At 52.2% G+C, this 12,827-nt stretch carries 16 protein-coding genes and 1 pseudogene; 8 read left to right on the forward strand and 9 right to left on the reverse strand.

All coding sequences use genetic code 11. The features are described from left to right. Positions 1 to 23 precede the first annotated feature (23 nt). Complete coding sequence (locus ABIC15_RS08885) at positions 24 to 947, forward strand: tetratricopeptide repeat protein (protein WP_354020501.1); 924 nt, start codon at positions 24 to 26, stop codon at positions 945 to 947. A 79-nt stretch (positions 948 to 1,026) separates the two neighbouring features. Here ABIC15_RS08885 and ABIC15_RS08890 read toward each other — a convergent pair whose 3' ends face one another. The 5 genes from ABIC15_RS08890 to ABIC15_RS08910 are packed head-to-tail and all read right to left on the reverse strand — an operon-like array spanning position 1,027 to position 5,251. Continuing rightward, the gene (locus ABIC15_RS08890; RefSeq protein ID WP_354020502.1) at positions 1,027 to 1,941 is read right to left on the reverse strand and encodes a phosphotransferase family protein; all 915 of its coding nucleotides are present in this window, start codon (positions 1,939 to 1,941) and stop codon (positions 1,027 to 1,029) included. A 55-nt stretch (positions 1,942 to 1,996) separates the two neighbouring features. Beyond that, positions 1,997 to 2,566 (reverse strand): guanylate kinase, encoded by a 570-nt coding sequence (locus ABIC15_RS08895; protein ID WP_354020503.1) that lies wholly within the window; start codon positions 2,564 to 2,566, stop codon positions 1,997 to 1,999. Next, entirely contained in the window at positions 2,556 to 3,032 is a 477-nt protein-coding gene (locus ABIC15_RS08900; RefSeq protein ID WP_012370509.1) for a hypothetical protein, read from the reverse strand. The genes ABIC15_RS08895 and ABIC15_RS08900 overlap by 11 nt, the downstream gene beginning before the upstream one ends. A 12-nt stretch (positions 3,033 to 3,044) precedes the next feature. Then, entirely contained in the window at positions 3,045 to 3,776 is a 732-nt protein-coding gene (locus ABIC15_RS08905) for a glycerophosphodiester phosphodiesterase (protein WP_354020504.1), read from the reverse strand. After that, on the reverse strand, positions 3,773 to 5,251 hold the full coding sequence (locus ABIC15_RS08910; protein WP_354020505.1) for a carboxypeptidase M32: 1,479 nt from the start codon (positions 5,249 to 5,251) through the stop codon (positions 3,773 to 3,775). The genes ABIC15_RS08905 and ABIC15_RS08910 overlap by 4 nt, the downstream gene beginning before the upstream one ends. Before the next feature lie 144 nt (positions 5,252 to 5,395). On the opposite strand from ABIC15_RS08910, the gene ABIC15_RS08915 reads away from it, so the two are divergent. Together ABIC15_RS08915 and ABIC15_RS08920 are read left to right on the forward strand one after the other, a co-directional pair. Then, the gene (locus tag ABIC15_RS08915; RefSeq protein WP_214849163.1) at positions 5,396 to 6,016 is read left to right on the forward strand and encodes a protein kinase family protein; all 621 of its coding nucleotides are present in this window, start codon (positions 5,396 to 5,398) and stop codon (positions 6,014 to 6,016) included. A gap of 85 nt (positions 6,017 to 6,101) precedes the next feature. Next, positions 6,102 to 6,419, forward strand: a complete 318-nt coding sequence (locus tag ABIC15_RS08920) for a hypothetical protein (RefSeq protein ID WP_214849160.1) — start codon at positions 6,102 to 6,104, stop codon at positions 6,417 to 6,419. Between the two features lie 226 nt (positions 6,420 to 6,645). Here ABIC15_RS08920 and ABIC15_RS08925 read toward each other — a convergent pair whose 3' ends face one another. Together ABIC15_RS08925 and ABIC15_RS08930 are read right to left on the reverse strand one after the other, a co-directional pair. Continuing rightward, positions 6,646 to 7,014 carry a PH domain-containing protein gene (locus ABIC15_RS08925; protein WP_354020506.1) on the reverse strand — a complete coding sequence of 123 codons (369 nt, stop codon included), beginning with the start codon at positions 7,012 to 7,014 and terminating at the stop codon, positions 6,646 to 6,648. A gap of 92 nt (positions 7,015 to 7,106) precedes the next feature. Beyond that, on the reverse strand, positions 7,107 to 7,808 hold the full coding sequence (locus ABIC15_RS08930; protein ID WP_354020507.1) for a tubby C-terminal domain-like protein: 702 nt from the start codon (positions 7,806 to 7,808) through the stop codon (positions 7,107 to 7,109). A 221-nt stretch (positions 7,809 to 8,029) separates the two neighbouring features. Here ABIC15_RS08930 and ABIC15_RS08935 point away from each other — a divergent pair, with 221 nt between their 5' ends. The 3 genes and pseudogenes from ABIC15_RS08935 (at position 8,030) to ABIC15_RS08945 (ending at position 9,870) form a co-directional block, all read left to right on the forward strand. Continuing rightward, a complete protein-coding gene (locus tag ABIC15_RS08935; protein ID WP_354020508.1) occupies positions 8,030 to 8,383 on the forward strand; it encodes a YciI family protein in 354 nt (117 codons plus the stop codon). 14 nt (positions 8,384 to 8,397) lie between these two features. Further along, the gene (locus tag ABIC15_RS08940; protein ID WP_354020509.1) at positions 8,398 to 9,162 is read left to right on the forward strand and encodes a creatininase family protein; all 765 of its coding nucleotides are present in this window, start codon (positions 8,398 to 8,400) and stop codon (positions 9,160 to 9,162) included. Positions 9,163 to 9,164: 2 nt separating this feature from the next. Then, positions 9,165 to 9,870 (forward strand): annotated as a pseudogene (locus ABIC15_RS08945) (SAM-dependent methyltransferase). A 63-nt stretch (positions 9,871 to 9,933) separates the two neighbouring features. Here the strand turns inward: ABIC15_RS08945 and ABIC15_RS08950 are convergent. Together ABIC15_RS08950 and ABIC15_RS08955 are read right to left on the reverse strand one after the other, a co-directional pair. Then, positions 9,934 to 10,596: an HAD family hydrolase gene (locus ABIC15_RS08950; RefSeq protein WP_354020510.1), complete on the reverse strand. Its 663-nt coding sequence runs from the start codon at positions 10,594 to 10,596 to the stop codon at positions 9,934 to 9,936. A 256-nt stretch (positions 10,597 to 10,852) separates the two neighbouring features. Then, a complete protein-coding gene (locus tag ABIC15_RS08955; protein WP_214766969.1) occupies positions 10,853 to 11,401 on the reverse strand; it encodes a DUF402 domain-containing protein in 549 nt (182 codons plus the stop codon). A 142-nt stretch (positions 11,402 to 11,543) separates the two neighbouring features. Between ABIC15_RS08955 and ABIC15_RS08960 the strand changes: the two genes are divergently transcribed. Together ABIC15_RS08960 and ABIC15_RS08965 are read left to right on the forward strand one after the other, a co-directional pair. Beyond that, positions 11,544 to 12,293, forward strand: coding sequence for an SDR family oxidoreductase (locus ABIC15_RS08960; RefSeq protein WP_290826494.1), 750 nt, complete (start codon positions 11,544 to 11,546; stop codon positions 12,291 to 12,293). A gap of 40 nt (positions 12,294 to 12,333) precedes the next feature. Further along, positions 12,334 to 12,804, forward strand: coding sequence for an NUDIX hydrolase (locus ABIC15_RS08965; RefSeq protein WP_290826492.1), 471 nt, complete (start codon positions 12,334 to 12,336; stop codon positions 12,802 to 12,804). Positions 12,805 to 12,827: the final 23 nt, after the last annotated feature.

Raw genomic sequence — 12,827 nt, forward strand, 5'->3', positions numbered from 1 at the left:
CCAAACGCGAGGAGTGCCTTGACATGACAGATGCCATCACGATTCAGACGGCGCGCTTACAAATTCGACCGGTGCCGTTTCAAAACGAACCGGTCCGGTCGGCAACAGACACGTTCACGTTTGGTCTGTTTCGTTCGGACGATGAAACGAGGGTCGGGACGATCCGAATCTCGCCGATCCGTCAAGCGGACGTCCGCTCGGCGAAAATCGACTGCGAGATCGATCTGCTGTTTAGACGACAAGGATATGCCACTGAAGTACTTCCTGCGATGCTGACGCTCAGTTTCGCGACATTCGATTATCGACGGGTCGAGGCGACGGTGGACCCGGACAATGAACCGGCGCTCGTTGTCGCCTCCAGAGCCGGACTGCCGTTTGACTACAGCGTTTTATACGGACCGTCGAGTCAGCACCTGACCTTCGTTTACCGTCCGTCAGGTGAACCCTCCCCGGCAGTCGAGTTTGACCGGACAGCCGTCTCGCGTCTTCGTCAGGCGAAACAGTATCAGGCTGCAAAAGCTTTCGTCGCCTCTTACCTGAAGCAGTTGCCAGACGATCCGATGATCCATTATCAGATGGCGTGGTGTCATGATAATCTCGGAGAGGAAGCCGCCGCCGTCCCGCATTACGTCGCTGCCATCAAGCTAGGGCTGGCTGCTCCCGATTTACAGGAGGCGTACGTCGGGCTCGGCAGTACGTACCGCGCCCTCGGACGGTACGATGATGCCTACCGGACGCTGACGGAAGGACTCGTCCATTTTCCGCAGCATGCCGTCTTGCAGACATTTTTAGCACTGACGTTACATAATCTCGACCGATCGGCCGAAGCAATCGAACGGTTGATCGGAACGCTTGTCGATACGACGGAAAATCCGGAAATCCATGCTTATGCCCGCGCCCCGCGCTTTTATGCCTCCCGTGTCGACGAGACCTGGGACGGAAACTGAACCAAAAAAGCCGTGTCCTGACCGAATCAATCGGTGAAGGCACGGCTTTTCCGGTCGAACGAAAAGTCTACTCAGACGATCACGTCCGGTCAAACGTTGCATACCAAATCGGGACGGCACACTCAAACCGCCGGTGATCGGACAACACACGTTCGAGCCGCCGGCGCATTTGGTCCGTTTCCTCCGGTGCATGCCGGCTTGTCCAGACGATCGATGAAATACAAGCCATCGCCAGATAGACGCTGTAGACACGCCAAAATAGCTCCGGAACATCCCCTGCAAAATAACCGTCGACTTGACCGACGGCAAACGGAATACTGTCGTCGACCTGAAACAGTCCCATTTTGACGAAGTCATGCCACGGGTCACCGACATCGTGATTCGAGAAATCAATCAGTCCGACGAGGTGTTCCCCGTCCGTAATCAGATTTCCGAGGTGAACATCATCGTGTTGCAGCCGGTTCGGCCGTCCCGCGATCAAATGGATGTTTCGTTCGATGAAGGACAGGATGATTGAATCGTCGGTCAACGGTCTTTCTGCTTGGTACAGCGCAACATACCGCTTGTGTTTTTCGAGGCAGCGGATCGCCCACTCCGTCGCCCGGGGCACCTCATGCTGATGGATCCATTGTAACAAGCGGCCCGTCTCCTGACCGAGTCTGTATGCTTTGTCCCGGCAGAGCGGTAAACATGCCTGGATCGTCTTACCGGTCAGAAAACGATAGCGGCTGTAACAGACAGCGGTTGCCGAAATCTGCTTCAAGTCGAGTGGTTCCGGGACCGGCAACCCGTCGTGTCGTAACTGCTGCAAAAGCTCAAACTCCCGCTTTTTCCGTGCCAATGATGCCAACGGAGCGGTATGAATGATGAATACTCCGCTTGCGTCACGCGCCGTGTATTTCGGTGAATCGGTATAGCGCGTCGCAAGACGGTTCCAGTCGGTCAAGGACCTGAGCTCCGGTTCCGCCTGCAAAAGCTGTAGCCAGACATCCATCCACGTTCCCCCTCTCCTTAACGATACTAAAAACAGCAGGGATGGTTCCCTGCTGTTACGATTCGGACGGTTGTCCGGGAATATAGGCGGAAATGATGCTCAACAAATCCGCATAGGCTTGTTCAAAGTCGATGTTTTCAATCATATAATCGTAATGATCACGCTCTTTCCAGGCATCCGCATAGTCGACGAGCCGTGCCTCGAACTCCGGCGTATCCCCCCGCATCAGCAACCGTTCCTTCATCAAATCCGGCGGAACGGATACGAAAATCGTGATGACGTGATCGGCAAACAACGTTTTGAACGCTGTCGCCCCTTTCGGATCAATATCCTTGATGACAATTCCATCGGTCGCAAGAATTTCTTCATACGCCTGGCGCGGCGTCCCGTACCATGCCCGGTGGACGTGGGCATATTCGATGAATCCGTTCTCCTGGATCAGTTGCTGGAACGTTTTGACATCAACGAAATGATAACTTTCCCCGTCGTGTTCCGTCGGACGTTTCGGACGTGTCGTCACGGACGGAATAAAGCGGACTCGTTCATATTCCTGGCGTAATCGTTTAATCAAGGAAGATTTCCCGCTGCCCGATCCACCAATCAACAGAATGATTTTACCTGACATCGTTCTCCTCCTTTTGTTGTTGCACTGCCATGAAGTAGCTTGAAAAGCGAAGTGCAAATTGTTCAAGCTCACTGTCTTCGACCACACCGTAAATCGGGCGGATGACAACAAGATACCGGTCATACGTTAAAATCCGGGATACCTCATTTCGAGTCATCTGAACATTTTTTTCGGGATAACTCGCGACGTAATACCAATCAACGGCAATACGTGTCGATGTCGGACTGGAGTAAATCCAGGTCTGGTTCGATCGGTTATGCTCGATCGTGCTCGATCGGCTGAACCTTTGTACCATCTTCAATTCGGTTTTTGCGTCGCGGAGTCCTGCCTGAAAATCATTTGGTCGTGTCACCGATTCCTCCACCTGTTTCGGTTTTGGTTCCGGCAGACTGGCGAAACCAATCTGCAGACCGATGACGAGTGCGACCAATGACGCTAAAATGATGAACAGATGCTCCTTCCGCATGACGCTACCTCCTTATGGGATGGATAGACTTTTCTGGAATGCTTGTGGATCGTTGACGATGACGGCATCGATTCCGAGCTCGATCATCCGTCCTACATCCGCAGCTGATTTCGGTGTGTAGACCCGGACTTCAATCCCGGCTTGATGGGCAAGGATGACATCTTCTCGCGTCACCCGGCGGTAATCCGGATGGATCGCCTTAGCTCCGAGCAGAATCGCTTGTTGCTCCGGATGATACAACGGGTACGGATACAGAATCGCGGTTTCGATCGACGGATCAAGATCACGGACGGTCGCGACCGAATAGTGATTAAACGAGCTGAGAATCAGCCGTTCACCGGCAATGCCGTGTGCCCGGCACCGTTCAAGGGTGTAAGCTTCGATGCCGGGATACCGGATCGTATCTGTCTTCAGCTCGATATTGAGTAAAAGATCGGTCGGCGCAAGTAATTCGAGGACTTCGTCAAGCGTCGGAATCGTCGTCTGGATCGGTCCGCCGTTCCCTTTGAACCGCGCTCCCGCATTCAGCCGCTTCAATTCAGCCAGCGTCAAATCAACGACCCGCCCCGTTCCGTCCGTCGTCCGGTTCACCGTCTCGTCATGAATGATGACGCCGACACCGTCGCGCGAAAAATGAACATCAAATTCAATGCCGTCGACATACGGAATCGCCGCTTCAATCGCTTCGAGCGTATTTTCCGGAAACCGATCACTCGCTCCGCGATGAGCGAACCACTTCATCATAATGCTTCGACGACCCGCGTATATTTCGCCGTCAGGTAGTCGATCAACGGTTGAACGGAAATCGATTGTCCGGTCGCCGCTTGAATCAATTCCGCCGGGGTCTTCGCTTTTCCGTGCTGATGGATGTTGACGTTCAGCCATTCCTTGATTGGTGCCAATGTCCCGTCGGCAATCAGTTGATCGACATCCGCAACGTCACGGCGCAACGCTTCGTTCAGCTGAGCACTGTAGACGAGTCCGAGCGCATAACTTGGGAAATAACCGAACGATCCGCCGGACCAGTGGACATCCTGCAGAACACCTTTTGCGTTCGTCGGAACATCGACCCCGAGGTATTCCTTGTAGAGACGGTTCCATTCCGCCGGCAGGTCTTTGACTTCGAGTTCGCCCGTAATCAGACGTTTTTCTAGCTCGTAACGGATGATGATATGCAGGGCATACGTCAGTTCGTCCGCTTCGATCCGGATCAGCGACGGTTTGACTTCGTTGACAGCCGCATAAAACGTCTCAAACGGGACATCCGTCAATGAAGGTATCGCCCGTTGCAGACCGGCATAACGGGCGGACAGGAACCCTTGGTTGCGGCCGATGAAGTTTTCAAAGAACAGCGATTGTGATTCGTGAATCCCCATCGAAGCCCCTTCACCGAGTCCGAGTGTATCAAGATTCGGATCAATGCCTTGTTCATACGTCGCATGTCCCGCTTCATGCATCGTTCCGAAAACGGAATTACGGTAGTCGGATTCGTCATATTTCGTCGTCACCCGGGCATCCTTCCGGTTGATCGTCGTCTGGAACGGATGAACCGTCTCATCGAGTCGTCCGGCCGTAAAGTCATAGCCGATATCCTGCAGCCATTCATGATTCAATCGGATCTGAGTCTCGCGGTCGGCCGACCAATCAAGCGTCGGGAACGTTTTCCCGTCGAGCTGTTCCAGGAGCATGATGATCGCCTGGCGCAGTTCAGCGAATAACGGATCGAGTTCCGCAACGGTCATGCCCGGTTCATAGTCATGCAGCAATGCATCGTACGGATGAGTGTCGTACCCCCAGTATTCGACGAACTTCCGTTCCATGGCGACGATTTTTTCCAGGTAAGGTGCAAACAAGTCCCAGTCATCCGCGTCTTTCGCCTTTTCCCAGACACTTTCCGCTTCTGAAATTAACGTGATGAACTGTTGGTATTCCGCTTCCGGAATCTTCGAGTCCCGGTCGTACGCTTGTTTCGCTTTTGCGTATGAGACCGCTTCGACGCCTGTCAACGTCTCTTGGCCCATCGCTTCGAGCAACGTTTGATACGCTGTCCCCGTCCGGCGGCGGAAACTTTCCGTCGACAGGAATCCGATCGATTTTGAACGGTTGTCGGCCGATTGTTCCGGCATGTATGTCCGCATGTCCCAGTAAAGTAACGCGACAGCTTCATCGTATGCACGAAGCGCTTCAAAATGGTCACGCCATTGTTGTAAAGTAGTCATCAAAATGCCCCCTTGAGCTAAGTAGTTGCCTTACGATTTCAGCATATCACAAAATGTTCAAAACTTTCACACAGGAGCCGTTTTATGAAACCATCCGCAGGAAACCGTCGTATAATATAAAAGAAGAGAAAGGAAGTGGCATGTGTGAAGACAGATTCCGAACTGGCTTGTGCCATCCGGCTGACGGAGACTCCGGAAGGATATACAGTAACGTCCCATCCGGACGAACTGGAGTGGATTGGAACAGGCCGCAGCGCGTTTGTATTTCGCATCACCGGAACCGACCGGGTCATCAAAAAGTTTTTCCCGTCGCACCGGCATCTTGCATCCGTTGAAGGATCGATTTACGAACAATTGAACCCTTTTCCGACATTCGCCAAACAGTATGCCTATGGTCCGGATTACCTCATCATTGAATACATCGAAGGACAAACATTGTTCGAATGTTTGATCAGCGGTACGGTCATTACGGACGACGTCATCGAGACCGTTGACCGGGCGCTTACGGAAGCCCGCTCGGTCGGATTGAATCCGTCCGATATCCACCTGCGCAACATTCTGTTGACGCCGACCGGGACGCGGATCATCGATGTTGCCCGGTTCCGGCAGACAGATCCGTGTACGCAGTGGGATGACTTAAAACGGGCGTACCAGTACTTTTATGCAAAATCGTATTTCCCTAAACGGTTCTCGGAAACGTTTTTGAACACGGTCGCCGACGTGTATAAAGGACGATTGTTCGAGTCGATGCGGAAAACCGGCTGATTTAAAATAACCGTCAATCCCTGGGATTGGCGGTTATTATTGTGCAGATAAGGTAATATTCTAAGCGAAATGGAGCGATGTTTCCATGAAACGATTCACTAAAATCGGACTGTGGTCCGGTCTGCTGATTCTTCTCCTGCTGATCCTCTTGCCGCCGTTGTCGCCGGTCGTCTTTTCGAATGAGACCGAGAGCGGTGCCATCCGGCATTATCTGTATGAAGCAGGTCATCCGTACCAAAGTTACACCGCCATCCTCGACAAACGAATGGCCGATCCGGAATACGGCCGGATGTATGATGTCGTGTGGTACGACTATGACAGTGAAACCGGGATGACACCGACGATCTGTTACAGCAAAAAAACAGCACAACAGTATAGCGTCAGTTGCGGAACGGGTCCTTGAAGGATCCGTTTTTTTGAACATATTTCTTTTTTTACCTGTTATGACATTTGACGGTTCAGAAGGAGTAGAATCGTTCATATGGTTATAAAAGCATTTTATGCATAATATACGGGAATTGAAATAAAATTAACGGACTCGTTTCGCCCGGCAAAGGCTTGCAAGTAACGTCACGACAACCAGTACCGCCGTTTTTGAAATTCCTCGTTTCATCGTCCAGCCCCCCTTTTTAAAGAATCGCGTTCGCAATCAGCAAATCAATTTTACGGACATCAACCTTTTTGTTGAGATTGATTTTGATGGTTCCGGACCGGGTGAACAGTTGGACTTCCGAATTGATGTCAAACATGCCGCCGGCGTTTTCCGTTGAATACATGTTAATTGACTTGTAGGGAATCGAATAGACTTCGACCTTCTTGCCCGTCAATCCTTGCGCGTCGCGAATGATTAGCCGGTGTGTCGTAAAAATCGCGACATCGCGGATCGTCTTATAGGCGGACAACGCGTTTTCCCCCTGAATCAATATTCCTGTTACGTCTTGCGGGATGTCACATTCGGAGACAAACGTCCATGCGAGTTGGTTCAGTGGATTACTCATCAAACATCGCCTGCTTTCTGTTTTTGATTGGGTTACCTGTCTAGGATAGCTGATTTTCCTGTCTGTACCAAGTCAGGCGGAACGGTCCGTCTTCACTCGCGAAAATGCAGGCGAAACAAAATCACGCCGGCGAGCAGGACGGCCTGTGTCTCAAAATCCCGGACATCAAACGTCAGCAGGTGCCGTTTCCGGTGACTTGTCACAATCGTTTTCTTGTCACGTCTTACCTCAATCCGTCGGGATAACCGGGGTGACCGGATCTGATACGTCTCGCCACGGTACGTCATCCTTAGTACTTCAGTGAATTCGACAGCATGCCGGACCGTATTTTCAGTTCGAATGTCACCGACGGTTTCGCCGCTCTCTTCGATTGTCCACTCCGTCTGATTGCTCCACAACCGTTGCCCCGCTTTTTCCTCGAACCGGAGTTCACGTTGCGATAGATTAAAATCGAGATTCAGAAAAAAATTCTCGACTTTCGGAAAAGCGACAAACCAGCGGTGCCAGACTTGTTTAAACGTCCGGCGGTAGGAACCGACGACCGTCTCCGCCCGGTAGATCTGTTTGATTCCCGTCGATTGCCGGTCACTGAGTCGCGACGTGTAACCGGCTCCGTTTCCGGCAAACGCTGTATCTTGTTTTTGCTGCCGCCGCTCAATCGAAAAGAGCAACAGGGCAGCCAGGAGAAATGCGAATACACTCCCCCACTCCGTCCAGCGAAATATCTCAAAATACAGTCCCCGCGCCGTCAGGGCAACCACACCGACCGCAAACATGCCGATAAAATAGACCATTTCCGAGCTCCTTTCCTGAGAAAACTTGATCTTCTGTCTTCTGACTTTATACTAATCGAAGTAGATCTGACGCGGTAACTTTTTTTCCTTTCTTCTTCCATCAAAATAATTTTAACATCCATTTTTTAGTTAAAAAAACAGGGATTACAACCGATTTGTCGAATAACATACAGTAGACGTTTTTCATCCCCACCGGTCACATTTTGCAAGGAGGTTGATCCATGTTATTCCTATTGCTCGTTAAAGCGTCAAGCCGTTCAGAAGCCGGTCTTTTTCCCGATCCATCCCTCCAAGAAGCGATGGCCGCCTTTAACCGGGACCTGGTCGAAGCGGGTGTCCGGATTATGGCGAAAGGACTGCATCCGACGCGAGAAGCTCTCCGGATTTCGTTTCGCCGTCCCGACGAGGAGCCGGACGTCACATCCGGACCGTTTGAACCTCCGGCGGATCAATTGTCAGGATTCATCTTGATTGACGTGGCGTCAAAAGAGGAAGCAGTGGCCTGGGCCAGACGTATGCCGGATCCGCAAGGTCACGGCGAAGGACAAATCGAATTACGCCAAGTATTTGAATAAAGGAGAATCAATTAATGCTCAGCTACAAAAACAGTACGAAGGTTATTCAAGACAGTCAGACTGTCACCGCGATTCTCTCGGTCGGGGCAACGGAACAGTTCGGACCGTATTTGCCGATGCATCTTGATACATTGATTGCCGAGCACCAGGTCGCTGTCTTCGGTGAACGGTTAAACGCCTATGTCTTACCGACGCTGCCGTTTAACACCTACGAAGAACATGCCAATCGAATCGGGACCGTCACCGTCAGTCCGACGGCGATCGCGCTGATGCTCGAAGAAATCATCGTCAATCTGCACCGCCAAGGATTTACTCGATTCGTTCTCTACAACGGACACGGCGGTGCCTACTGGGAGTCGGCGTTCGTCAAACAGATTAACTTTAAATATCCGGAGCTCGTCGTCATCACGACGCACCGCTACCGGGCCTTCGAGGAAGCTTTGAGTGCTGCGGGACTCGCCGGATTAAACGAACGGCACGGCGGTCTGTTGTCCGTCGCGACCGCGATGTGGCTTTGCCCGGAGCTCGTTGACCTGCAACCGATGGGTGGCGACGTTCCGCTGCCCTATTATCCGGTCGCCGATTATGTCTTTTGGGATCAGCTGACGACGGATGGTTGTTGGGGAAGCTTTGAACCCGGTGTCTATTCGCCGGACGAACTCGCAACGATCGGTGAGACGTTTTGGACGACCTTTACGGAAAAACGGGCAGAACACTTAAAAGAAACACTCATGACGGCGGTCCGCCTGCGGAACCTGCCGGGAAGAAACGAGGACTGATGATGAACGAAACGATTCGGACACACGACGACCTGTTGCAGATGCTTGACGCTTTACTCCGGGAACCGACCGCTTTTTGGGACGGCTTTTATGCCGACCGAACGAAACGGATCCCCTTTTTCGTCGACAAACCGGACGAGAACCTGGTCCGCTACGTCGAACAACTGGAGATCCCGGTGAACCGGGTGCTCGAACTGGGAAGCGGTCCCGGCCGCAATGCCTTGTATCTTGCGGAACACGGCAGTCAGGTCGACGCGGTCGATCTCGCGAAAACCTCGGTCGACTGGGCCAATGACCGGGCACGGGAGCGGCAACTCGACGTTTCATTCCGTCAAGCAAACCTGTTTGACCTTTCGTTTGAACAGGGCGCCTACGACTTTGTTTATGACTCCGGCTGCTTTCATCATATCGCTCCGCACCGCCGAAATGACTATATCCGCGTCGTCTCGGATGCACTCCGGCCGGGCGGCTGTTTTGCCCTGACCTGCTTCGTCGAAGGCGGACAGTACGGCGGCTCCGACATAACGGACTGGGAGGTTTACCGCCAGCGGAGTCTAAACGGCGGTCTCGGCTTTACGGAAGAGAAACTGCGGTCGATTTTCGACACGTTTGAGGTACTCGACATCCGCTTGATGCAGGAGGCTGCTCCGACCGATTAATTTTTTCGGACTGTCCGGCCTGTGGACGGCCCTGTTCCGAAAAAATTAATCGGACACACCAAAACCGGCCGTCCCTTCACGTGTTGAGGGACACCGGTTTTCGTCTGTTCGGTCACCGTGTTACGGCGTTAACATCCAGTTGAAGCAGTTCCTGTAAGTCGTCAATGACGGCATCGGCCTGTGCCAGTTCGGCTTCGTTTGAAAAATCGAACCGGCAACCGATGGCAACTAATCCGTTGACGCGGGCTGCTGTAAAGTCGGAAAGTCGGTCTCCGACGACAACCGTTTCCTTTAACCGGTGATGCGACAAGATATGCGCCACCAGATCACTTTTTTGCGACGAGGCCACGTCTTCGATGCTGTAGACACCGTCGAGCCAACGCTCCAGCGCATACTGCCGCACGATAGCCGCTAGATATCCTTTCCAGCCGTTACTCGCGATATAAACAGCATGTCCGCTTGCCTGTAATGCAACCAGTACTTCTTCCGCCCCCGGATACAGGGCACCATGCCCCTGTTCAATATGGCGAATCAATGCGTCTTGAAAGATTTGATCAGCTTGCGCCCGGTCCGCCTCTGTATGTGCCGGCAACAACGTCCGCCAGACTTCCGGCAACGGTACGCCCATGATCGCCCGATATTCGGCGAGCGGCGTCTCTGTTGTCCACCGGCCCTGTTCACGCAGGAAAGCAAACACATCCTTCAGTGCATGACCAAGAATCCGGTCTGTTTGAAATAACGTGCCGTCCATATCAAAAATGTAAGCCTGTTTCACGATCATTTCCTCCTTGATGATAATGCCTCATTTCGTCACCGTTTGATAACTTCTTCTTTGGTATCCTTTATTCGTTTTTTTGAATTACGGGTAAAGACCAGTAACAGCAGTTGCTATTTTTTCGGCGGGAAAAAGGAGATGAATCCCCATGGTCCTCATCGTGGTTGCCTTAGCTGTCATCAGTATCGTCGTATTTGTCGTCTTCAATAACCGCAACAAGATGGTTTAACCGTCTCGCAAAGTCCCGTTGATTTTTTCAACGGGACTTGTTCATCTGCCTGAACAGGTCCGCATGGGCACAGGCAAGTGGACTGGGAACAAACCTCGCTGTCCGGATTTGTTGTTGCAACCGGTTGATTTCCTGCCACGACCGGTCGTAATCCTCCTGTGTAATCTCGCCGACCGTCAAAGCCGTTTCCAGCTCCTCCGCATCCAGCACAAAATATTCTCCGGACGGCAATAATACGAGATCGAGCATTAAATCGTCCCAAAAGATACCGGTTGCATCACGTCCGTGTCGCAGGCAAATATCAATGTACGTCTGCACGAGTTGCCATTGATCATTAAACATCGTCGTGATGACGTGCTGCTTGCCCGCCGGAAACTGTTGAATCCAGACGTAACCGTCACCGGCAATTTGGAGCGCTTGTTCCGTATACTGGACAAACAACGGATCCGTCACCCGGATCATCTCAAGACGTGTCACATGACCAGTGAAGTCGTCGGTCTCGAGGTAAAGCTCCTGGTAATTCCGTTCGCTGATCCGGTTCCACGCCGTGCGGGCCCCGTATTTCCGCTTGATCATCTGAAAACACCTCTTTTTTCATCATATCATCCAGCAAGGCATAATTCTGTTGATTTTTGTAAAAAAATCCCTCTTTCTCTAGACTTCCTTCCTCCGGAAACGGTACGATGAAAGCGCATATCTTTAGATTGGAGGCACTCTTATGACTGATCGAAGACAGCTTGCCCTGATTACCGGTGCGAGCCATCCCCAGGATATCGGCACAGCCATTTGCCGGAAACTGGCTGCCCAAGGTTTAAACATCTGTTTTACATATTGGAAAGCGGACTCCGAATGGATCCATACGTTTCAAGCTGAACTGTCGGCGGCCGGTATTTCAAGTGAAGCATTCGAAATTGATTTGTCCGCACCCGATGCCGCGGAACGTGTTCTGGCGCATGCGGTCGCGACGATCGGTACACCGTCCGTTCTCATTAACAATGCCGCGCATTCGACACACACCGATTTCGCGACACTTGACGTGACGGCACTCGATGCCCATTACGCCGTCAATGTCCGGAGTACGCTTTTATTATCGACCTTGTTTGCCCGGGCTTTCGCGGAAGCCGGTTTGAAGGACGGCCGGATCGTCAATTTGACGTCCGGACAGGATCTTGGCGCGATGCCCGAAGAACTGGCCTATGCGGCAACGAAAGGAGCCGTCTCATCGTTCACGACTTCCTTTGCAGCAGCCGTCGCACCACTCGGCATCACGGTCAATGCACTTAATCCCGGACCAACCGACTCGACCTGGATGACAGAGGAGATTCGGACGCATTTAACACCACAGTTTCCATTTGGCCGGATCGGGACACCGGAAGACGCCGCGCGGACGATTGCGTTTCTCGTTAGTAAAGACGCGGCCTGGATCACCGGACAGGTCATCCATGCTGAGGGCGGTTTCAGTCGGTAAACAAACAGAGTTTCATCACATAAAGGAGTTGTTCAATCAGATGGGATATATCTCAGAATTACGCAAAACAATCGGCAGCCGTCCGATCATCAGTGTCGGCGCGACAATTCTCGTCACCAATGACCAACAGGAAGTCTTGTTCCAACACCGGTCCGACACGCTCGACTGGGGACTGCCAGGCGGGTCAATGGAGCTCGGCGAGACACTGGAAGAAGTCGCTATTCGCGAGCTACACGAAGAAACCGGACTACAGACAAGCGAACTGGAACTGATCGGCGTCTTTTCCGGCCCCCGCTTTTACTACCAGTATCCGAACGGAGATGAAGTGCATGGCGTCATTCATCTCTATCATGCGAAAAACGTTACGGGGACACTCGTGATGCTGGACGGGGAAAGTCTCGATCTCGCCTATTTCAGTCAAGCGACGTTGCCGGAACACATTGAAAGCCGGGCCAACGAACTGATGCAACATCTTGGTGACTCCATCTTTAAACTTGGCAGTTCGTTTTAATTTGTTTACTCCAAACAAAAACG

The sequence above is a fragment of the Exiguobacterium sp. PvP048 genome (genome assembly GCF_040549175.1).
GTDB classification, from domain to species: domain Bacteria; phylum Bacillota; class Bacilli; order Exiguobacteriales; family Exiguobacteriaceae; genus Exiguobacterium_A; species Exiguobacterium_A artemiae.